General features: G+C 66.7%; 19 protein-coding genes. 8 read left to right on the top strand and 11 right to left on the bottom strand.

What is annotated here, in order from left to right; translation table 11 throughout:
• The first annotated feature begins 21 nt into the window (after positions 1 to 21).
• Complete coding sequence (locus KYC_RS22140) at positions 22 to 768, top strand: phosphatase PAP2 family protein (protein WP_238531980.1); 747 nt, start codon at positions 22 to 24, stop codon at positions 766 to 768.
• Here KYC_RS22140 and KYC_RS22135 read toward each other — a convergent pair.
• The 5 genes from KYC_RS22135 to KYC_RS22115 form a co-directional block, all read right to left on the bottom strand.
• Positions 761 to 2,044, bottom strand: coding sequence for a TRAP transporter large permease (locus KYC_RS22135; RefSeq protein ID WP_008166656.1), 1,284 nt, complete (start codon positions 2,042 to 2,044; stop codon positions 761 to 763). The genes KYC_RS22140 and KYC_RS22135 overlap by 8 nt on opposite strands.
• Positions 2,035 to 2,598, bottom strand: coding sequence for a TRAP transporter small permease (locus KYC_RS22130; protein ID WP_008166655.1), 564 nt, complete (start codon positions 2,596 to 2,598; stop codon positions 2,035 to 2,037). The genes KYC_RS22135 and KYC_RS22130 overlap by 10 nt, the downstream gene beginning before the upstream one ends.
• Positions 2,599 to 2,605: 7 nt before the next feature.
• Positions 2,606 to 3,583 (bottom strand): TRAP transporter substrate-binding protein, encoded by a 978-nt coding sequence (locus KYC_RS22125; protein ID WP_008166654.1) that lies wholly within the window; start codon positions 3,581 to 3,583, stop codon positions 2,606 to 2,608.
• Positions 3,584 to 3,695: 112 nt separating this feature from the next.
• The gene (locus KYC_RS22120) at positions 3,696 to 4,574 is read right to left on the bottom strand and encodes an SMP-30/gluconolactonase/LRE family protein (RefSeq protein ID WP_043519082.1); all 879 of its coding nucleotides are present in this window, start codon (positions 4,572 to 4,574) and stop codon (positions 3,696 to 3,698) included.
• Positions 4,575 to 4,582: 8 nt separating this feature from the next.
• Positions 4,583 to 5,422 (bottom strand): NAD-dependent epimerase/dehydratase family protein, encoded by an 840-nt coding sequence (locus tag KYC_RS22115; RefSeq protein WP_043519081.1) that lies wholly within the window; start codon positions 5,420 to 5,422, stop codon positions 4,583 to 4,585.
• 129 nt (positions 5,423 to 5,551) lie between these two features.
• Between KYC_RS22115 and KYC_RS22110 the strand changes: the two genes are divergently transcribed.
• The 3 genes from KYC_RS22110 (at position 5,552) to KYC_RS22100 (ending at position 9,514) form a co-directional block, all read left to right on the top strand.
• On the top strand, positions 5,552 to 6,280 hold the full coding sequence (locus KYC_RS22110) for a FadR/GntR family transcriptional regulator (protein WP_008166649.1): 729 nt from the start codon (positions 5,552 to 5,554) through the stop codon (positions 6,278 to 6,280).
• A 213-nt stretch (positions 6,281 to 6,493) separates the two neighbouring features.
• Entirely contained in the window at positions 6,494 to 8,389 is a 1,896-nt protein-coding gene (locus KYC_RS22105) for an LTA synthase family protein (protein ID WP_008166647.1), read from the top strand.
• Positions 8,390 to 8,497: 108 nt separating this feature from the next.
• Positions 8,498 to 9,514, top strand: a complete 1,017-nt coding sequence (locus KYC_RS22100) for an acyltransferase (protein ID WP_008166640.1) — start codon at positions 8,498 to 8,500, stop codon at positions 9,512 to 9,514.
• Positions 9,515 to 9,539: 25 nt separating this feature from the next.
• On the opposite strand, the gene fahA is transcribed toward KYC_RS22100, so the two are convergent.
• On the bottom strand, positions 9,540 to 10,859 hold the full coding sequence (gene fahA / locus KYC_RS22095) for a fumarylacetoacetase (RefSeq protein WP_008166638.1): 1,320 nt from the start codon (positions 10,857 to 10,859) through the stop codon (positions 9,540 to 9,542).
• 126 nt (positions 10,860 to 10,985) lie between these two features.
• A complete protein-coding gene (hmgA, locus tag KYC_RS22090; RefSeq protein ID WP_008166636.1) occupies positions 10,986 to 12,284 on the bottom strand; it encodes a homogentisate 1,2-dioxygenase in 1,299 nt (432 codons plus the stop codon).
• Positions 12,285 to 12,454: 170 nt separating this feature from the next.
• Between hmgA and KYC_RS22085 the strand changes: the two genes are divergently transcribed.
• Positions 12,455 to 13,363 (top strand): LysR family transcriptional regulator, encoded by a 909-nt coding sequence (locus KYC_RS22085; RefSeq protein WP_008166634.1) that lies wholly within the window; start codon positions 12,455 to 12,457, stop codon positions 13,361 to 13,363.
• Here the strand turns inward: KYC_RS22085 and KYC_RS22080 are convergent.
• The 4 genes from KYC_RS22080 to mutM all read right to left on the bottom strand — a co-directional run bounded on the left by KYC_RS22080 (position 13,360) and on the right by mutM (position 17,285).
• On the bottom strand, positions 13,360 to 13,566 hold the full coding sequence (locus KYC_RS22080) for a DUF2783 domain-containing protein (RefSeq protein WP_043519091.1): 207 nt from the start codon (positions 13,564 to 13,566) through the stop codon (positions 13,360 to 13,362). The two genes, KYC_RS22085 and KYC_RS22080, sit on opposite strands and share 4 nt — an antisense overlap.
• Before the next feature lie 19 nt (positions 13,567 to 13,585).
• A complete protein-coding gene (locus KYC_RS22075) occupies positions 13,586 to 15,265 on the bottom strand; it encodes an FAD-dependent oxidoreductase (protein WP_008166629.1) in 1,680 nt (559 codons plus the stop codon).
• Positions 15,266 to 15,375: 110 nt separating this feature from the next.
• Entirely contained in the window at positions 15,376 to 16,329 is a 954-nt protein-coding gene (locus KYC_RS22070) for an MBL fold metallo-hydrolase (protein ID WP_008166627.1), read from the bottom strand.
• Between the two features lie 128 nt (positions 16,330 to 16,457).
• On the bottom strand, positions 16,458 to 17,285 hold the full coding sequence (gene mutM / locus KYC_RS22065) for a bifunctional DNA-formamidopyrimidine glycosylase/DNA-(apurinic or apyrimidinic site) lyase (RefSeq protein WP_008166625.1): 828 nt from the start codon (positions 17,283 to 17,285) through the stop codon (positions 16,458 to 16,460).
• On the opposite strand from mutM, the gene KYC_RS22060 reads away from it, so the two are divergent.
• The 3 genes from KYC_RS22060 to KYC_RS22050 all read left to right on the top strand — a co-directional run bounded on the left by KYC_RS22060 (position 17,284) and on the right by KYC_RS22050 (position 21,587).
• Entirely contained in the window at positions 17,284 to 19,170 is a 1,887-nt protein-coding gene (locus KYC_RS22060) for a tetratricopeptide repeat protein (RefSeq protein ID WP_008166623.1), read from the top strand. The genes mutM and KYC_RS22060 overlap by 2 nt on opposite strands.
• A 38-nt stretch (positions 19,171 to 19,208) precedes the next feature.
• Positions 19,209 to 19,769, top strand: coding sequence for a lipoprotein insertase outer membrane protein LolB (gene lolB, locus KYC_RS22055; protein WP_043519080.1), 561 nt, complete (start codon positions 19,209 to 19,211; stop codon positions 19,767 to 19,769).
• A gap of 219 nt (positions 19,770 to 19,988) precedes the next feature.
• Positions 19,989 to 21,587 carry a methyl-accepting chemotaxis protein gene (locus KYC_RS22050; protein WP_043519079.1) on the top strand — a complete coding sequence of 533 codons (1,599 nt, stop codon included), beginning with the start codon at positions 19,989 to 19,991 and terminating at the stop codon, positions 21,585 to 21,587.
• The last annotated feature ends 34 nt before the right edge of the window (positions 21,588 to 21,621 follow it).

Below are 21,621 nucleotides of genomic sequence, written 5' to 3'. Positions count from 1 at the left end.
TCTGTCCAAATTCATCGACCCATGCCGTCCCCATTGCTGCCGGCGCTGCGCGCGCCGACGAGAGTCTGGTATTTCCTCACGCACGTCGTCGGCCTCACGCTGATCCTGATTTGCCTGGCGTGGTGGGCAAAGGACTCGGGGCTGGACCTGCAAATCGCCCGCATGCTGTTCGATCCGGTTCGGGATGATTTCCCGCTGCATGGCAGCCGCTGGCTGGAATTGCTGGGCCATCGCGTGGTGCTGGCCTTGCCGATCGGCGTGGGCCTGGCTGCCGCGGGCGTGGCGGCGGCGAGTTACCGCATCCCGGCCTGGCGTCCCTGGCGTGGCGCCGCCCTGGCGGTGGCGGCCACGTGCCTGACGGGCCAGTTGCTGATCAATCAGCTCAAGCATCACACGACCTTGCCGCGCCCGTATGACCTGGACACGCTGGGCGGCTATACGCCGTATCCGCTGCATTGGTGGACCTGGGGCCGCGCGCGCGCCGGCGGGGCCCTGCCCAGCGGCCATGCCGGAGCGGGATACGCCATGCTGAGCCTGTACTTTGCGGGCTGGGCGCTGGGCAGGCCGGCGTGGCGCTGGGGCGGGCTGGCCGTGGGCGTGGCCGCCGGTCTGGGGTTTTCCGTGGTGCGCATCCTGCAGGGCGCGCATTTTCTCAGCCAGACGCTATGGTCCGCCGCCCTCATGTGGCTGTTGGCGGCGGTGTTCTTCTATCCGGTGATCGCGGGTCGGACCGCTGCTGGCCCGGCCCGCGTTCCGCCGCTCAGTTGAGCAGCACGCCCGGCAGCCACAGCGAAAACGCCGGGACGTAGGTCACCAGCGCCAGCGCCGCCAGCAGCGCGCCGTAGAACGGCCAGATGGTCCGCATCACCGTGCCTACCGAAACGCCGCCGATGGCGCATCCCACGAACTGTGTGGTGCCGACCGGGGGCGTGTTCAACCCCAGCGCGCAGTTCAGCAGCAGGACCATGCCGAACTGGACCGGCCCCATGCCGTACTGCATGCAGATCGGCAGGAAGATCGGCGTGCAGATCAGGATGGTGGCGGCCATGTCCAGGAACGTGCCCAGCACGAACAGGATGATGTTGACCATCAGGAAGATCGCCCACGGTTCGGTGGACACCGACGCCATGAGCTGCCCGGTCTTTTCGGCCACGCCGTAGAAGCTGATCAGGTAGCCGAAGGTGGCGGAGATCCCGATAAGCAGCAGCACCACGCCCGTGGTCTTCACGGCTTTGCTGGCGGCGCGCACGAACTGGTCCCAGGTCAGCGAGCGGTAGACGAAGATCGTCAGCGCCAGCGCGTACAGCACCGCCACCGCGGCCGATTCCGTCGCGGTGAAGACGCCGCTCAGAATGCCCGCGATGATCAGCACCACCACGAACAGGCCGGGCGCCGCCGCCACCAGAGACCGGAACACGATGTGCCAGCCCGGGAAGGTGCCTGCCGGGTAGCCGCGGCTGCGCGCCACGAAGTAGGCCGCCGCCAGGTTGCACGCGGTCAGGATCAGGGCGGGCACGACGCCGGCCGCGATCAGCGCCGCGATGGACACCTTGCCGCCCGCCGCCAGCGTGTAGATGATGATGTTGTGGCTGGTGGGCATCAGCGCGCCGACCAGCGCGGCGTGCGTGGTGACATTCACCGCGTAGTCCGCGTGATAGCCCTCGCGCTTCATCATCGGGATCATCACCGATCCCATCGCCGACACATCGGCCACGGGCGAACCCGACACGCCGCCGAACAGCGTGCAGGCCACCACGTTGGACATGCCCAGGCCGCCCCGCACATGGCCTACCAGCGATTTTGCGAACGCCACGATGCGGTCGGCGATGCCGCCGTACAGCATCAGTTCGCCCGTGAAGATGAAGAAGGGGATGGCCAGGAACGAAAACGCGTTCATGCCCGAGGTCATCTGCTGGAAGGCCACCGCCAGCGGCAGGTCTTCGTACATGATGGCCGTGATGGACGACAGCCCGATGGCGAACGCCACCGGCACCCCGATCACGAGGAACCCCATGAAGGTGAAGGAAAGCAGAGTCAGCGCCATGCCGGTACCACCTTCTGGTTGCGCAGGATCGCGATGATGTGCTCGATGGAGAAGAGCGCGATCAAGGTGCCCGACAGGGTTGCGGGGATGTACTTCCAGGCGTTCGAAATACCCAGGTTGGGAATCTTGTAGGCCGCGACGGACTCCGCCAGCACGCCGCAATTCCAGGCCATCAGCACGCCGAACAGCAGCACGAGCAGATGGATGAAGATACGCAGCCTGCGCTGCCCGGCGGCGGGCAGGGCGTCCAGCAGCGATTCGAAGCCGATATGCCCCGCGTCGCGCACGCCGACCGCCGCGCCCAGCATCGTGACGTACAGCACGAGCAGCAGGGCCAGGCTTTCCGCCCAGGTCGGCGTGCTGTTGAGCACGTGGCGTCCGAAGATCTGCAGGCTGACCGCGATGATCAGGCAGATCAGCCCGAACACGCTGGTCCACATGCAGGCGCGGGCCAGCCGGGCGCAGCCGCGCGTATAGGCGTCCAGCGGGGCAGCCAGGGCTTGCGCCCGGCCCCCCGCGGCGACATCTGGTTCGTTCGTGGGAGTGGCCAACATGATGTCCTCACTTCACGGCCTGGATCTTCGCGACCAGATCTTTCATTTCGGGCGTGGTGACGAAGCGCTCGTACACGGGCTTCATCGCGCCCTGGAACGAGGGCTTGTCGACCTCCGTGATCTGCGAGCCGGCCTTTTCCACGATGGCGCGAGACTTCTGCTCGCGTTCGGCCCAGAGCTTGCGCATGAACGGCACCGATTCGCGCGCCGCCTCGCGCAGGATCTTCTGGTCGTCCGGGGGGAGTTTGTCCCATTGGCGCTTGGAGAAGATCAGCATCTCGGGCGTCATGGTGTGCTCGGTCAGCGAGTAGAACTTGGCGACCTCGTAGTGGTGCGCGCTTTCGTAGCTGGGAAAGTTGTTCTCCGCCGCGTCGACCAGCCCGGTCTTGAGCGAGGTGTAGACCTCGCCCATGGGCATCGGCGTGGCGTTGCCGCCCATGGCTTCGACCATGGCGACAGACAGGTCCGACTGCTGCACGCGGATTTTCAGGCCCTTGGCGTCGGCCAGCGTCTTGATCGGCTTCTTGCTGGTGTACATGGAGCGGGAACCGCTGTCGTACCAGGCCAGCCCCACGAACCCGGCGCCCTCGCAGGAGCGCAGGATCTGGTCGCCGATTTCGCTGTCCAGCACCTTGTGCAGGTGCTCTTTCGACCGGAACAGGAACGGCAGCGAGGGTACGCGCGTGGTCTGGCAGATGTTGTGCATGGCGGCGCTGGAAACGCGGGTCATGGCCAGGGCGCCCAGCTTCACCTGTTCGATCGAATCGTCTTCGTTGCCCAGCGCGCCGCCGGAGAACACCTTGACGGTGATGCGGCCGTTGGTGCGTTGCTTGACCAGGTCGCCGAAGTGGCGCACGGCCTGGACGGTGGGGTAATCGTCGGGATGGATGTCCGCGGAGCGCAGCTCGGCGGCGTGGGTGGCGGGAACAAGCGTCAGGAAGGCGGCCGCCGCCAGGATGGCGCGGGTCAGGCGAGGGTGCAGCATGTCTACCTCCGGTTGGGAGTACGGCGTTTCGTTGAGGGCCGAGGGGGCCCCGAAGCTCTTTGATAGGTACTGACCTGCTCGTGCGGGCGCGCAAAACGGCGCCGATCGGGTGCTAGCCGGCGCTGGCGGTTTCCTCCAGGCCTTGCGCGCCGGGGCGCAAGGCAAAGACGGCGCCGTCCAGCCCGCCGGGGGCGGCGTGCGGGGGGCGGATCGAGGTGACGAAGAGCGTTTCCATGTCCGCGCCGCCGAATGCGCACATGGCGACCTTGGCGGCGGGCACGTCCAGCGTGCGGTCCAGGCGGCCGTCCGGCGTGTAGCGGTACACCTTGCCGGCATCGTTGCCGCAGATCCAGTAGCAGCCGTCCGTGTCCACCGCGGCGCCGTCGGGGCGGCCGGCGGGCAGGGCGTCGATGAAGACGCGGCGGTTGCGCGGGACGCCCGCGCCGGTGTCGTAGTCGAAGGCCCAGACCGACGCGCGGGACGGGTGGGAGTCCGACAGGTACATGGTCCGGCCGTCGGGGCTGAACCCCAGGCCATTGGGCGTGATCAGGTCGTCCAGGAGGACGGACATGCCCTGCGCGTCATGGCGGTACAGCACGCCCGCGGGCAAGGCCAGTCCCATGTCCATGACCATGGTGCCCGCCACGAACCGGCCCTGGCGGTCGCAGCGGCCATCGTTGAATCGCATGCCGGGGGCGGCGTGGGCCACGGCGGCCAGCTGGCGCGGGACGCAGTCCGCGTCCGCCTGCAATGCCTCGCAGGCATAGAGGCCGTCTTCCATGGCCAGCAGCCAGCCTTCGCCGCGCATGGCGATGCTGCCCGCCATCTGGGGCAGCGGCCACCGCGCGAAGGCGCCGGTGGCGGGCGTCCAGCGCCAGAGCGTCCTGCCCGGGATGTCGGTCCAATAGAACGCTTGGTCGGCGGGGCGCCAGACCGGGCTTTCTCCCACGCCGCACAACATTGATCCTATGCGTTCGGCGGTCGCGGGCATGGGAAACCTCAGGCCTTGGGGAATGGGAATGGGCCGGCCTTCACGAACGCGCCGCCCTGGAAGCGCGCCGCGGGGTCGTCCGCGGACAGGGCTGGCTGCGCTTCGACCTGCGCGCGGAACCGTTCGGAAGAGTCCTTCGGCGCAAAGCCCAGCGCGGCCGCGCTGCGATTGTCCCACCAGCTGTCGCGGTTGGCCGAGGCTCCGTAGACGATGAGGTGGCCGACGTCTGGCGTGAACAGGGACCGCAGCACCAGGTCGGTCAGGTCGTCGTGGCTGAGCCAGGTGACCAGCATGCGCCGGTCCTTGGGTTCGGGAAACGAGGATCCGATGCGCAGGCATACGGTCTGGATGCCGTAGCGGTCGAAGTAGAAGCGCGACAGGTTTTCGCCATAGGCCTTGCTCAGGCCGTAGTAGCCGTCGGGCCGCAGGGGCACGTCCGCATCCAGTGTCCGGCCCTGTTCGTAGAAACCGATGACGTGATTGGAGCTGGCGAAGACCACGCGCTTCACGCCTTGCAGGCGTGCCGCTTCGTAGAGGTTGTAGACACCCTGGATGTTGGCCGGGAGGATTTCCTCGAAAGGCCGTTCCACGGACACGCCGCCCAGGTGCACGATGGCGTCCACGCCGCGCACCAGCTCAGACACCGCGGGCGCGTCGGCCAGGTTGCACGGGACGACTTCTTCGCCGTCCTGCGCGGGGGCCATAGACGCTACGTCTGAGACGCGCAGGAGGTCCGCATGGGCTTTCAAACGGGGACGAAGCACCAGGCCCAGGTTGCCGGCGGCGCCGGTCAATAACAAACGATGACACCGGGATGATGCAGGCATGTTGTTGACAGCTCGGCTCATGACGCAACGCTCTGTAAATGGCGCGGTGGAGTGGACTTGTCTGGTACGTTATCGTACAACTGACGCAAAGTATAATGAGCGCCAAAATTCAGCGTCAAGCCCTGCCCAACCGCCTTCGGATAATCCCTGATGAACGCTCCTGTCGATACCCCCGTCTTGCCGCAGCGTCGTCCCCGGAACCTGGCCCAGGGCCTGGTGGAAAGCATTTCCGAACGCATTCGCGGCGGAGACATCCGCCCCGGCGACAAGCTTCCGACCGAATCCGAAATCATGCGCCAGTTCGGCGTCAGCCGGACCGTCGTGCGCGAAGCGCTGTCGCGCCTGCAGGCATCCGGTCTGGTCGAGACCCACCACGGCGTCGGCACCTACGCGCTGGAACCCCGTGGCGGCGGCGACTTCCGGGTGGATCCGGCCGACATCGGCACGGTGCGCGATGTGCTGGTCCTGCTGGAGCTGCGCATCTGTCTGGAAAGCGAGGCCGCGGGGCTGGCGGCCACCCGGCGCAGCGATGTCCAGCTGCAGGAGATGCGGCGCGCGCTGGACGCGTTCAAGCTTGCGCTGGACAACGACGGCGACACCATCACCCCCGATTTCCAGTTCCATCTGCTGGTGGCGCAAGCCACGGACAACCGCTATTTTGCGGACCTCATGTCGCACCTGGGCTCGGCCATCATTCCCCGCACCCGCATCAATTCGGCCAAGTTCGCGCATGAAGATCGCGCCGCCTATCTGGCGCGCGTGAATCTCGAGCACGAGGACATCTACAGCGCGATCACCCGGCAGGATGCCGAGGCCGCGCGCGCCGCGATGCGCACGCACCTGAGCAACAGCCGCGAGCGCCTGCGCAGGGCGCAATAGGCGCGGGCGGCGCCGGCCTGCCAGATAGATTTCGTCACGTGCGATGTCGTACAACGTTTGAGTGGTGCGGCCCCCGTTTGACCGGACCGAAACCGCGTTACTCTTGGCGCGATTCAATTCTGGCAATCGAGGCAGCATGGTTTTGCGCGGTACACACGGCGGCATCTCTTTAGCAACAGGGCAGGGGGTTTTCCAGGCGCGGGGGGCATCCGCATGCGTCGCCTGACTCTCCGTTTTATCTTCGCCATCCTTGCCCTGCTGACGCTGTCGCGGCTGGGGCTCGCCTTCTGGATGTGGGACCGTGTGCAGGCCGCCGGCGGCCTGGGGCCGCTCCTGTTCGGCGGGCTGCGCATCGACGTCTGCCTGCTGTCGATGGTGATTGCGCTGCCGGCGGTGTTCTCCCCCTGGTTCGGGCATCGGCCGCTTGCCGCGCGCATCACCGCCTGGTGGTTTCGCGTCTGGTGGATGCTGTACGTGCTGCTGGAAGTGTCGACGCCGCAGTTCATCGCCGAATACGACACGCGTCCCAACCGCCTGTACTTCATCTACCTGCTCAATCCGAAGGAAGTGGGCTCGATGCTGTGGCAGGGCTACAAGGGCGTGCTGCTGGCCGCCTTCGTGGTGCTGGTCATTGCGGCCTGGCTCGCGGTGAAGCTCTTCCCGACGCGCGTGCGCGATCCGTTCATGGCGTGGTGGAAGCGGCCCGTCGCTTCCTTCGTGATTCTGGCGCTGGTGTTCCTGGGCGCGCGCGGCACGCTGGAGCACCGGCCGCTCAATCCCGCGAAGGTGGCTTTCAGTTCGGACGCCATGGTGAACTCACTGGCGCTCAATTCGCTATACAGCGTGTTCGACGCCGCCTATCGCATGCGCGACGAGCGCTCATCAGCGTCCATGTATCCGAAGATGGACGAGGACGAGATGAACGCCATCGTGCGCCAGGAAGCCGGCATGTCCGGGCCGCCGATGGATCCAAGCCTGCCCAGCCTGCACGAGCAGAAGGCGACGGTGCGGCGCGACAAGCCCCTGAATGTGGTGATCATCCTGCAGGAAAGCCTGGGCGCCCAGTACGTGGGCAGCCTGGGCGGCCGCGACCTGACGCCGAACATTGATCGCCTTGGCAAGGAGGGCTGGATGTTCCACCGCGCCTACGCCACCGGCACGCGTTCGGTGCGCGGCATCGAAGCGGTGACCGCAGGCTTTTTGCCTAGCGTGGCCGACGCGGTGGTGAAGTTGCCGCGGTCGCAGACCGGGTTCTTCACGCTGGCGCAGTTGCTGGGCAAGCATGGCTACCGTTCGCGCTTCGTGTATGGCGGGGAATCGCATTTCGACAACATGCGCGCGTTCTTCCTGGGCAACGGCTTCGATGAAATCGTGGACCGGCCCAAGTTTGTGAATCCCGTGTTCGAAGGGTCGTGGGGCGCGTCTGACGAAGACATGTTCAACCAGGTCGACCGCCTGCTGCGCGCCGACGGCGACAAGCCGGTGTTCACGCTGGCGTTTTCGGTGACCAACCATTCGCCCTGGGAGTATCCGGAAGGGCGCATCCAGCCGGTGGGCGATCCGGCATCGGTGGACAACACCGTGCGCTACGCCGACTGGGCCCTGGGCCAATTCTTCGATAAGGCGCGCAAGGCGCCCTATTGGGACAACACCGTGTTCCTCGTCATTGCGGACCACGATTCGCGCGTCTACGGATCCATTCCCGTGCCGGTGCGGCACTTCCAGATTCCGGCACTGATCCTGGGCGCCGGTATCGCGCCGCGGCAGGATCAGCGCCTGGTCAGCCAGATCGACATGGCGCCGACGCTGTTGTCGCTGATCGGCCTGGACAACGTGAATCCGATGCTGGGCGTGGACCTGACGCAGCGCGACCCGAACCGCGCGATGATGCAGTACGGGGACAACTTCGGCTATCTGGAAGGAGACCAGTTACTGGTGCTGGAACCGTCCAAGCAGCCGCGGCAGTTCCGCTACGAAGCGGCGCCGGTGGGCCGCGACGAAGTCTATGCGCCGGTCGAGCCGGCAGATCCGAAGCTGACGCAGGAGGCGCTGGCGCACGCGCTATGGGCAAGCTGGGCTTACCGGGAAGAGAAGTACCGCCTGCCGTGAAGCGCCCGGCCTGCGACCAGCCAGCCGGCGGGGCGAAAGCCGGCCCCAAGCCCGCCGCCTTGATCCTGCGCAAGCCGCATTTGGCGGGCAAATAGCACACTGGCGGCCATGAGAACGCCGAACCCGTCTTCCGGAGCCCCCCGTACCGCGCCCGCGGACCTATCCCACGCGCACGATAGTGCGCCGCGCCCGCGGCGCCGCCTGGCGATTCCCGTACCGCGGGGCCGGCTCGCATGGATAACCGGCGTCGCCAGTTCGATCTGGCTGGCCGCCAACACCCTGTTCTGGTGCCTGCTGCTGTTTCCGATGGCGCTGTTGAAGCTGGCGCTGCCGTTTGCCGCAGTGAGGCGGCGCGTGGACCCGGTGCTCAATGGCATCGCCACGGCGTGGGTCTCCTGCAATACGGGCTGGTTCGTGCGCATCCAGCCGCAGGCCTGGGACATCCAGGGCAATAAAGACCTGCGCTACGCGGACTGGTATCTGGTCAACTGCAATCACCAGTCATGGGTGGACATCTTCGTGCTGCAGTATTCGCTGAATCGGCGCATACCGCTCCTGAAGTTCTTTCTCAAACAGCAGCTCATCTACGTACCCGTGATCGGGCTGGCGTGGTGGGCGCTGGACTTTCCCTTCATGAAGCGCCACGGCAAGGCCGCGCTGCGCAAAAATCCCGATCTGGGCCGGCAGGACCAGGAGGCGGCGCGCCGCGCCTGCGCGAAGTTTTCGCTGGTGCCCACCAGCGTAATGGTGTTCGCCGAAGGAACCCGCTTCAGCGAGGACAAACGCGCCTCGCAAGGGTCTCCCTACCGCCACCTGCTCAAGCCCAAGGCGGGTGGGCTGGCCGTGTCGCTGAATGCGATGGGCGAGCGCTTTCGCTCGATGATCGACGTCACGATCGCCTATCCCGATGGCGCGCCCAGCTTCTGGGATTTCGCCTGCGGGCGCGCGGGTCAGGTGGTGGTGCGCATGCGTCAGCTGCCCGTGCCGCCGGCCTTCTGCGAGGCCGACTACACGCGGGACAAGGCCTTCCGCACCACGTTCCACCAGTGGCTGGGCCAGCAGTGGCAGGCCAAGGACGACGAGATCGAAGCCCTGGTCTCGCGCGGGAAGAAGTCCGCCGGGTAGCGCGCGGACTTCCTTGCCGCTGCTGTCAGACGCGCGCCGGCAGCACGACGCCGGAGCACTCGCCGAACCCGATCCGCGGGTAACCCGCCTTGACGCATTCGGCGCGGATGATGACCTGGTCGCCATCCTGCAGGAAGGTGCGCTTCTCGCCCCAAGGCAGGTCGATCGGCGCCTTGCCGCCATTGCTCAGTTCCAGCAGCGAACCCGCTTCCGACGCGCGCGGGCCGGACAGCGTGCCGGTGCCCATCATGTCGCCGGGCTGCAGGTTGCAGCCATTCACCGTGTGATGCGTAATCAGCTGCGCGACGTTCCAGTAGGCGTCGCGGAAGTTGCTGCTCGACAGCGAAACGGGAGGCTCGCTTGCCGCGCGGGACTTTTCGGTGGTCAGCAGCACTTCCATCTGCACGTCGAAGGCGCCCTTGGCGCGGTTGGCGTCGGACGCCAGGTAGGCCAGCGGCTGAGGTTCATCCGCGGCGCGGTTCCACTGCGTGCGGAAGGGCTCCAGCGCTTCCATGGTGACGATCCACGGCGAAATCGTGGACGCGAAATTCTTGGCCAGGAAGGGGCCGAGCGGCTGGTATTCCCAGGCCTGGATGTCGCGCGCCGACCAGTCGTTCAGGATGCACAGGCCGAATACGTGCGATTCCGCGTCGGCCAGGGCGATGCGGTCGCCCTGCGCATTGCCGGTGCCCACGAAAATACCGAGCTCCAATTCATAGTCCAGGCGTGCGCAGGGGCCGAACTGCGGCGCTTCTCCTTCGTTGGCCGGACGGGTCTGGCCGACGGGGCGCGGGAACTTCTGGTCGACGCCGATGCTGGACGCGCGGCCGTGGTAGCCGATGGGCACCCACTTGTAGTTGGGCAGCAGGGGATTGTCGGGACGGAACTGCTTGCCGACGGCGGTGGCGTGGTGCACCGAGATGTAGAAGTCGGTGTAGTCGCCGATGCGGGCGGGCGTCGTGTATTCGGCGTCAGCCTGCGGCACCAGCAAGGGCTCGACGGCATCGCGCAGCGCTGCGCCTTCGCGCAAGGCGCGGGACAGCGCCAGGCGCAGGGCGCTCCAGTGAGGCTGGCCCAGGGCCATCAGGGCGTTCAGGCTGTCGGTGGCGCATGCAGCCAGGGCTTCGGCGGCCAGGCCCTCGAAGGGCTTTTTGGCGGCCAGCGCGGCCAGGTCCAGGATCTGGTCGCCGATTGCCACGCCGGGACGGAAGGATTCCTGCGAGCCCTTGCGGCGGAACGCGCCATAGGGCAGGTTCTGCACGGGGAAATCCGACGCGTCCGAATTGGCGCTGGCGATCCAGCTCTTCAGGGACGGGTCGTGGGTTTCGTTGATCGTGGTGGTCATGGCTGCGTGTCTCTGTCAGTGTGTTTATGGGGGCCGGCCGGCGGACGGCGCGCCGGATGAATCAAAAGCCAAGCGGCGATGAGCTTGCGCTCATCGCCGCGGGCGTGGAAAGCAAGCGCTTTCGCGTCACGCCTTCTTGGGATCGAAGTGCTTTGCGATGCCCTGCCAGCACCGGTAGTAGTCGCCCTGCAATTCTACCGACGCCAGCGCCTGCTCGGTCGGCCGGATGACGCGGCGGGTTTCGAACATGAACGCCATCGTGTCGCGGATGTAGTGCGCCTTGCTGGTGTCGGCATGCGAGGCCTTTTCAAAGGTGTCGGCGTCGGGGCCATGGCCGCTCATGCAGTTGTGCAGGCTGGCGCCGCCCGGCGCAAAGCCGTCGGCCTTGGCGTCGTACACGCCCTGGATCAGGCCCATGAACTCGCTGGCGATGTTGCGGTGGAACCAGGGCGGACGGAACGTGTTCTCCATGGCCAGGATGCGCGGCGGGAAAATCGCGAAGTCCATGTTGGCCGTCCCCGGGGTGTCCGACGGTGCGGTCAGTACCGTGAAGATCGACGGATCGGGGTGGTCGTAGCTGATCGAGCCGATGGTGTTGAAGTTGCGCAGGTCGTACTTGTAGGGCGCATGCGTGCCGTGCCAGGCCACGACGTTCAGCGGGGAATGGTCGATCGAGGCGCGCCAGAAGCCGCCGGTGAATTTGGCGATCAGCTCGAAATCGCCGTCCACGTCTTCATACCAGGCCACCGGCGTCTTGAAATCGCGGGCGTTGGCCAGGCAGTTCGAGCCGATGGGTCCCAGCTCCGGCAGGCGCAGGGCCGCGCCGAAGTTCTCGAGCATATAGCCGCGCGCGGCGCCGTCCAGGAGTTCCACACGGAATCGCACGCCGCGGGGGATGACCGCGATCTCCAGGGGTTCCAGGTCGATAAGGCCGAGTTCCGTGGCCAGGCGCAGGCGGCCTTCCTGAGGGACCAGCATCAGCTCGCCGTCGGCGTTGTAGAAGTAGCGGCCCTGCATCGACCGGTTGGCCGCATACAGGTGGATGCCCACGCCGCCCTGTTCGTCGGGGCCGCCGTTGCCGCCCCAGGTCTTGACGCCTTCCAGGAAGTCCGTGGGGGCGGCGGGAATCGGCATCGGGCTCCAGCGCAGCTGGTTCGGGGTGACCGGGCCATGGCCGAAGGCGCTTTGCCAGCCGGCGGCGCCGTCAAAGGCTTCGAAGGGTTTGTGCTGGGCGCCGGGGCGGATGCGGTAAAGCCAGGAGCGGCGGTTTTCGACGCGGGGGGCGGTGAACGCAGTGCCGGAAAGCTGTTCAGCGTACAGGCCATAGGGGCACTGCTGCGGCGAATTGCGGCCTAGCGGCAGGGCGCCGGGCAGGGCCTCGGTCGCGCATTCGTTGCCGAAGCCGGTCTGATATTGCAGTTCCATGGAATCCTCCTGGGCGGCGGCGCGGTGCTTGGCCGCGCTGTCTGGTCTGGTTGTTGGCTGGCCGGGCGTGTTCCCGAGCCGATACGCCATTGTCGGAAAAAATCCCTATTGCGGCTACGGGAATGCAAAAATACAGACTATAAATTTTGTGAATAGTAGGGGTGGAGCCGATGGCCGATCTGCGCGATGTGGACCTGAACCTGTTGCTGCTGTTCCAGCACCTGCTGGAAGACCGCAACCTGTCGGCGGTGGCCCGGCGGATGGACCTGACGCAGCCAGCGGTCAGCAACGCGCTGCGCCGCCTGCGGGTGGCGTTCGGCGACGAACTCTTCGTGCGCACCGGCCAGGGCATGCTGCCCACGCCGCGGGCCCAGCGCCTGGCGGGGCCGGTGAGCGAGGCGCTGGGGCTGCTGTCGCAGGCGCTGAAGGACCAGGACGTGTTCGACGCGGCGACCAGCAGCCGGCGTTTTCGCGTGGCCATGACGGACGTGGGCGAAATTCACTTTATGCCGCGCCTGATGGAAGTCTGCGCGCAACGGGCGCCCCTGGTGCGTATTGATTCGGTGCGAGTGCTGGGGCCGGACCTGCCGCGCGAAATGGAGGCGGGCAGGGTGGATCTGGCGATCGGCGCGTTCGACGAAATGGGGGCGGGTACGCTGCAGCGCATGCTGTTCCGCCAGGGCTACGCCACCCTGTTCCGCCAGGCCCACCCCCGCGCGCACGCGGGAATGGGCATCAAGGCTTTCCGCGCGGAGCGCCACTTGATCGTGTCGCGTGCGGCGCCCTACGGTCAGGTCAACCAGTCGATGGAACGGGCTGGCGTGGACCTGTCCGAGCACTTCAGCGTGCCGCACTTTTCCGCCGTGCCCTACATCGTGAGCGCGACCGACCTGCTTGCCACGGTGCCGGAAAAGCTGGCCGCCAGCGCTGCCGCGCCGTTCGGCCTGCGCTTCATGACGCCGCCGTTGAAGGTGCCCGCGCTGCAGACGAACATGTACTGGCAGCGCAGAGTAGACCGTGACGGCGGCAACCAGTGGCTGCGCGCGCTGATCGTGAACGCTTTCGCGGTCGGGGCCTAGGGAAGGTCTGAACCAGTCACCGAGGCGCGCGCGTGCCGCAGGGCTTCCTTCAGCACGGCCGTGTCGCCCAGGTGATTGGCCAGCAGCAGGATCAGCGCGGCGTTCAGCTCCTGGCTCTGTTCGTTGCTCAGGTCGCGGTGGGCGTCGATCAGCGCTTCGTAGAAGTCATCCGGCGAGCCCAGGTTGGTTTCAGTGATAAGCATGATGGGTTGACCCTGGATGTCAGGCGCGGCCTGTGGCGCGGTTGACCGCTGCGGCGACGGCATCGGAGTTGATGGCGCGCCAGCGCGCGGCGATGTGCTGGTCGGGGCGGATGAGGTAGGCCGTGCCGGGCTGCGCGTCGTAGCGCTTGGCAAGGCAGCCTTCGCTATCCCTCACCACGGTCAGTTCCGCCGGCATTGCAGATAGATCGCACTGCGGTCCGGCCACCAGCACGGCTTTCACCGGCACCGGCGCCAGGCGCAGGGCTTGCAGCGCCTGCAGCGTGTCCTTGCCGGGCAGCGCGTCCGTGCAGAACAGGGCCAGCACGAATTCGCCGTCCAACTGCGACAGCCACCAGCCCGGCTCGCCGCGTGTCTGGACCGGGGCATCCAGCGCCACCGCGCCCGGCGTCATGCGGCCCGAGAAGGCATCCGTGTCCGGCGTGTTCAGCGGCGAACCCGAATACGTGGCGGGCAGCGAAAGCCGGCCGCTGTTGACCAGCGAGCGCGCGAAGGGGTGGTCTTTGGCCAGGTTCAGCACGGCATTGCGGAAACTGCGGCTGATGTCGCTCTTGGGCGTGATGAAGTCAGTGGCCCGCGACGAGTTCAGGATGTTTTCGTCGGCCGCGAATTCGCGTTCGGCGCCATAGCTGTCGATCAGCGCGTCGGGCGCAAGGCCGGCCAGCACGAGCCTCAATTTCCAGGCCAGGTTTTCCGCGTCCTGCACGCCGCTGTTGGCGCCGCGGGCGCCAAAGGGCGACACGCGGTGCGCGGAGTCGCCCGCGAACACGATGCGGCCGTGGCGGAACTTGTCCATGCGCTCGCATGCGAAGGTGTAGACGCTGACCCATTCCAGTTCAAACTGCGCGTCGGGGCCCAGCAGCGCGCGGATGCGCGGCAGCACGTTCTCGGGCTTGACGGCTTCGACGGGGTCGGCGTTCCAGCCGAGCTGGAAGTCGATGCGCCAGACGTTGTCCGGCTGCCGGTGCAGCAGCACGGACTGATTGGGGTGGAAGGGCGGGTCGAACCAGAACCAGCGCTCGGACGGAAAATCGGCCGTCATCTTGACGTCCGCGATCAGGAAGCGGTCGCGGAAGATGCGGCCGTGGCTTTCCTGGCCGATCAGCTTGCGCACGGGCGAGCGCGCGCCGTCGCACGCGATCAGCCAGTCGGCATGCAACTGATAGGGACCTTCCGGCGTTTCCACCGTCAGGGTCACGCCATCGTCGCCCTGCGTGACGTTGGCAACCTTGTTCTTCCAGCGCAGCTCGATGTGCGGCTGCTGGCGGGCCTGTTCGTACAGGTAGCCTTCGGCGTAGTACTGCTGCAGATTGATGAAGGCCGGGCGGCGATGTCCGGGTTCGGGCAGGAGGTCAAAGCGCCAGACCTCCTGTTCGCGGAAGAACACCTTGCCCACGTTCCACGACACGCCCTTGTCGATCATGCGCTGGCCCACGCCCAGACGGTCCCAGATTTCCAGCGTGCGCTTGGAAAAACAGATGGCCCGCGAGCCCGTGGACAGGCGGTAGTCGTCGTCCAACACCACCACGCGCACGCCCTGGCGCGCCAGGTCCAGCGCGGTGGTCAGGCCGACCGGGCCGGCGCCCACCACCACGACCTGATGCCGCGCGGGTTCGCCGGCAGTCTGGTCGGAATGCTTTTCATAGGCGAACTCCATCGCCTGAAAGTCGATGTCTCCCACGGTTGTCTCCTGTGTGGGTCATTTTTTTATTTATGCGGACACGCTGCGCCGCGGGGGCGCGCGTGTCCGGTTCTTGCCGGCTGGGACGGGGCGTCATGCCCGCCCGTCTATCAGCCTTCCAGCTGGGCCCACATTTCCAGGTCGCGCTTGTCGGTCCAGATGCGCGGGTGGGTGTAGCCGGTGGCCTCGTCATAGGCGCGCGACACGTCGAACGGCATGCAGTGGTCGAAGATCACCCAGTCGCTGTAGCGCGGCTTCATGAAGTCGTAGACCTCGCGGTAGATGGTCTTCAGGTCCTTGCCTTCGGCCACGCCGCGGTTCACCGCGCCGTACAGGTCCGTGAGGAAGGCGCGTGTGCCGGCCAGGCCCTGGCGCACTTCGGTGGCGTTCTTGAGCGCGGGGCCGCGGCCGGGCACCATTTTTTCGGCCTCGAAGCCGGACAGCGCGTCCAGCGTGGTGGGCCAGTCGCGGAAGTACGCGTCGCCGCAGTAGGGGGTGGACTGGTACTCGACCAGGTCGCCCGCGAACAGGATTTTCTGTTCGGGCAGCCAGGCAATGGTGTCGCCCTTGGTGTGGCCGCGGCCGACTTGAAGCAGCTTGACTTCCAGGTTGCCCAGGTTGACCGTCATTTCGCCCTTGAACGTCATCGTGGGCCAGACCAGGCCCGGCGGAATGGATTCGGCGTTGCGGAACAGGCGGGGGAACCGGCCGATCTCGCTGGCCTTGTCCTGCTCGCCGCGTTCGGCGATCAGGTCGTAAGTGTCGCGGCTGGCCAGGATTTCCTGGGCGTTGTAGGCCGACGCGCCAAACACGCGCACGGCGTGGTAGTGCGACAGCAGGATGTACTTGATGGGCTTGTCGGTGACTTCGCGGATGCGGCGGATCACGTCCTGCGCCATGACCGGGGTGGCCTGGGTGTCGATCACCATGACGGCCTCGTCGCCGATGATCACGCCCGTGTTGGGATCGCCTTCGGCCGTGTAGGCATAGGCGTTGTCGGACAGTTTTTCGAACGAGACGACCTTGTCGTCCAGGTCCGCGTGCGAGGCGAATTGCTTGCTCATGGAGGCTCCTTCCACTTTTATAGGAATAGGGTGTGTGGAAGGAATATAGTCTTGCGTTAGTGTTTATGCAATACGTTTGCTATAAACGAATTCCCTAGCCTCGGTGGGGTATTTCCGCCGGTCCCGGCTCAGTTTCTCTGGCATTTCGGGCAGTAATAGGTGGCCCGCTGCCCCTGGACGAAACGGCGGATCGGGGTGGCGCAGACCCGGCACGGCAGGCCTTCGCGTTCGTAGACCGCCGCATGGATCTCGAAGTAGGCCCCCGGTTCTCCGGTAGCGCCCACGTAATCGCGCAGCGTGCTGCCGCCGGAGGTCAGGGCGTCAGCCAGTGTGGCGCGCACCATGTCCGCCAGGCGGTCGCAACGGGCGCGCGACAGCTTGTTGGCGGGGGTCTTGGGGTTGATGCGCGCCCGGAACAGGCTTTCCGATGCATAGATGTTGCCCACGCCAACGACCGCCAGGCCGGCCAGCAGCACTTGCTTGACCGCGGCAGAGTGGTTCTTGAAATGCTGGTGCAGCCAGGCGCCGTCAAAGCGCGGGTCGAAGGGTTCGATGCCCAGCCTGGCCAGCAGCGGGTGCGCGTCGATCGGGCCGTCTGCGGCGGAGTGCCACAGCACCGCCCCGAAGCGGCGGGGGTCATGCAGGCGCAGCACCGCTTCGTCGAAGATCCATTCGACGTGGTCATGCTTGCGCAGGAATTCGCCCGGCGCCACACGGCGCAGGGATCCAGACATGCCCAGATGCACGATCTGCGTGCCGTGCTCGAAACGAAGGAGCAGATACTTGCCGCGGCGCGCGCACTCCAGCACCGTGCGTCCGCCGACCAGGGACGGCAGATCGGCCGGAATGGGCCAGCGCATGCGGGGTTCGTGGACGACCAGCCGCGTGAGCGTCCGGCCGGTGATGACGGCGTCGATTCCTCGGCGCGTGGTTTCGACTTCGGGCAGTTCCGGCATGAGCCAGTGTAAGATCATCAATTGCGTGTACGAAGATTGTGCCATCAACCGGACGGGCCGCGTGAAGTCGTCTTTCAAACAAATGAATATCGGGATTGCCGCGCTGGGGCTTGCGCTGGCAGCAATAATGGCCCCGCCGGCCCAGGCCGCCGACAGCCGGACGCGCGACGCGACAGGGCCTCGGATGGCCCCGCAGAGCCGCCAGCCCGAAACCGAGGTCATACGCTTGCGCCCGGGCCAACTGCCCTATGTGTCGCTGACCTCGGACATTTTCTACCGCGTGCTCGCTTCCGAGATCGCCGCCCAGCGCGGCATGTACGGCACGGCCGCCACCACCATGGTCGGCTTGGCGCGCGATACCGGCGATCCCCGCCTGGCCCGCCGCGGCCTGGAATTCCAGCTCGCCGGCGGCAACCTGCCCGGCGCGCTCGAGGCGGCCCGTGTCTGGGCGCGCCTGGCTCCCAACGACGTAGAGGCCGCCTCCACCGAACTCGCGCTGGCCGCAGCCAATGGCCAGACCAAGGGCCTGGCCCAGGCGCTGCGCACCCGCATCGACAATTCGCGCGACAAGCCGGCGGCCATCGGCCAGGCGCTTGCCGTGCTGAGCCGCCTGAACGACCGCCGCCTGGCGCTGCGCATTCTTGACGAATCCCTGAGCGACAGCGTGCGCAAGCTGCCCGCCGCGCATCTGGCGCTGGCCGACGTGGCCTCTGCCGCCGGCGACTACGAACGCGCCGCACAGGAAGCGCGCGCCGCCCTGGCCGCCGACCCGCGCTCGGAAGGCGCCGCCCAGCGCGTGCTGGAATACGGCTCCCGGGTGGATCCCAAGCGCGCGCAGACCGAGGCCCGTGCCTTCATCAACCGCAACCCCGGCGCGCGCAAGGTGCGGCTGATGCTGGCCGGCCAGCTGGCCGACAACGGCGACTACGACGGCGCCCTGGCGGAACTGCAGGCCATGTCGCGCCGTTCCCCCGAAGACTTCGACCTGCTCTTCATGCAGGCGCAACTGGCGTACAAGTCTGGCCAACTGCCGCAGGCCAAGGCGCTGCTGCAGCAGTATCTCGACGTCCAGAACCAGCGCCAGCGGGCGACCGTGCCCGGCGCGACCGACGCCGGCGCCGCTGCGGCCGACGCCCACGTGCTGCTGGCCCGCATCTCTGAAGACCAGGGGCACTACGACGAAGCCATCGCGGAACTCGGCCGCATCGACGACCCCACGCTGCGCTATTCGGTGCGCATGCGCCAGGCCGCCTTGCGCGCCAAGAGCGGCAACGTGGACGGCGCGCTGGCCATGATCGACGCCGCGGGCCCGCAGGACGAAGAAGAGCGCACGCTGGGCGTGCTGACCAAAGCGCAGATCCTGCGCGACGCGGATCGCGTGGGCCAGGCGGTTTCCGTGCTGGAGGCCGCCGACCAGGCGCTGCCGGACACGGTCGAGATCAAATACGAACTGGCCATGCTGTACGAACGCCAGAACCGGCTTGCCGACCTGGAACGCATGCTGCGCCAGGTCATCGCGCTGGACCCGGACCACGCACACGCGTACAACGCCCTGGGCTACACGCTGGCCGACCACAACCAGCGCCTGCCCGAGGCCCTGGACCTGATCACGCAGGCGCTGGAGCTCTCGCCCAACGATCCATTCATCCTGGATAGCATGGGTTGGGTCAAGTTCCGCATGGGCGACACCACCGCCGCGGCTGACTACCTGCGCCGCGCCTACAGCGTGCGTCCGGAAGCCGACATCGCGGCGCACTTGGCCGAAGTCCTCTGGAGCCAGGGCAAGCGCGATCAGGCTACTGACCTGCTGCGAGCCGCCTTGCAGAAGGATCCCCGGAACAAGACCGTCCTGGATGTCGTGAAGCGCCTGGGAGTCGGCCTGTGACGGCAACCTTGCGCAGTCTGCGCGACGCGGCGTCCTGCATGCGCTGGGCTTTGCTGGCGCTGCTTGCTTTCATGCTGGCCGCCTGCACGTCCCTGCCCAAGCCCATCGAAGGCGCCAGCGCCGATGCGTTCTCCCGCATCGGACGCTTCGCCATCACGGTCAACGAAGAAAGCGGCAAGCAGAATGCGGTGCAGGGCGGCTTTTCGTGGTCCGACGACGGCCGGCGCTACGTTCTGGACCTGACCAATCCATTGGGTTCCACCGAGGCCCGTGTCGAGGGGCGGCCCGGCGCCGCCAGCCTCACCAAGGCTGATGGCACGCGGCTGGTGGCCGACAACCCCGATGCGCTGGCGGAAGACGCGCTGGGCAGCAGCATGCCGGTGTCCGGCCTGCGTGACTGGCTGCGCGGCAAGCTGCCGGCGGATCCGCAGGCCACCGAGGTGACTCGCGATGAACTGGGCCGGCCCACGGCCTTCGAGCAGGGCGGCTGGCGGGCGCGGCTTTCGCGCTACGACGCCCTGGGGCCGCAGTTGCTGGTCCTGGAGCGCCAGGAACCCGGCCGTCGCATCATGGTGCGGCTGGTCGTCAACCCGTCTTGACCCAACCGCGCGGCAGGCTGTCGCGCGGTCTTATTCGGGTTAACCCTTATCACATCGCCCGCTTTTCAATCAAGCAAGTAAACGCCGCAAATCCGTCTCTGTTACTGCTTGAAATATATTGACTTGACTGAATAATTCTCCCTGCGCCCGGCCGCGGTTTGCGCCGCGGCCTGCAATGCGGGGGCGACGCTCGTCCGCCTCCCCCTTACGGAGAATGCCATGTTCAGGAATACACGCATCGCGACGGTGCTATTGGGAATCATCGCGATATTTTTCACCTTTCAACTGGTCGTGGGCGGCATGGGCTTCATTGCCCTGCGCCAGACCAACCAGGATGTCGCGCAGCTGTACCGCCTGTCGGCGCAGCAGGTCAACGCGGTGAACTCCGCGTCGCTGTCGCTGGTGGCCGCTCGCACCGACCTGAGCCGTTTTGCGACCCGCGTCGCGCAAGGCAGCGCCAGCGACACCTCGTCGCTGCAGCAGGCGCGCCAGCGCATCGTCGCGGCCGACCGCGCCTTCCAGGGATACACCGGGGACCTGTCCGCCGAGGAAAAGGCGGAATCCGCCGCCCTGATCGACGCCTACACCAAGTTCAGCGCCAATCTGCAGAGCGTGGGCAGGGTGCTCGAAGCCGGCGACATGGAGGCCTACTTCAAGCAAGGCACGCAGCAGGTACAGGAGCGGCTCGTGACCGAGCGCGACGCCTTCATCCAGCGCGCCGAAGGGACGGGGCAGACCGTCATGGACGAGATTTCCATGTTCAATACCCTGTTCAGCTCCTTGCTGGCCGGCATCCTGGCGCTGGGTCTGCTGATGGCCGTGGGCGCGCACGTGCTGATCCGCCGCATGATCGTGCGTCCGCTGCTGGAGGCCGGCGAGATCTTCCGCCGCATCGCCGAAGGCGACCTGACGCGTCGCGTGGCGGACCGCGGCCGCAACGAGATCGGCGCGCTGCTCGCCGCGCTTAAGGGTATGCAGGACAGCCTGGTGCGCACGGTGTCCGCCGTGCGCCACGGCGTGGACGAAATCAACGTCGGCGCGCGCGAGATTTCGTCGGGCAATACCGATCTTTCCAGCCGCACCGAAGAGCAGGCCGCCTCGCTCGAGGAAACCGCCGCCAGCATGGAAGAGCTGGCCACCACGGTAAAGCAGAATGCCGACACCGCGCGCGAAGCCAACCGCATGGTGGCCGCGTCGGAGGCCGTTGCGCAGCGCGGCGGTCAGGCCGTGTCCAGCGTGGTCGAAACCATGCGTGCGATTTCTGGCAGTTCTTCGCGCATTGCGGATATCGTCGGCGTGATTGACGGCATTGCCTTCCAGACCAACATCCTGGCGCTTAACGCGGCCGTGGAAGCGGCGCGTGCCGGCGAGCAGGGCAAGGGCTTTGCCGTCGTGGCAAGTGAAGTGCGTACGCTGGCCCAGCGCAGCGCGGCCGCCGCCAAGGAAATCAAGCAGCTCATCGAAGACTCTGCGCAGAAGGTCGGCGTGGGCTCCGAACAGGTGGAATACGCAGGCGCCACGATGCGCGAAATCGTCGAATCCGTGCAGCGGGTCACGAGCCTGATGGGCGAGATTTCGGCGGCGTCCGAAGAGCAGGCCACCGGCATCGACCAGGTCAACCGCGCGGTGTCGCAGATGGACAGCGTGACGCAGCAAAACGCCGCGCTGGTGGAAGAGGCAGCCGCCGCGGCTGGCGCTCTGGAAGACCAGGCACGCCAGCTTGCGGGCGCCGTCGCGGTCTTCAAGCTGCCGGCGGGGCAGGTCATTGATGCGCCGGCCGCAAGGGTGGGCGCGGGCGTTACGCCGCAGCTCGCGTAGGCCCCGCGTCAGCCGGGTCGGCGTGCTGTCCTTC

Source organism: Achromobacter arsenitoxydans SY8 (assembly GCF_000236785.1).
GTDB lineage: Bacteria > Pseudomonadota > Gammaproteobacteria > Burkholderiales > Burkholderiaceae_B > Achromobacter > Achromobacter arsenitoxydans.
Note: the sequence above shows the minus strand (reverse complement) of the source record. Positions and strands in the feature narration are given on the sequence as shown.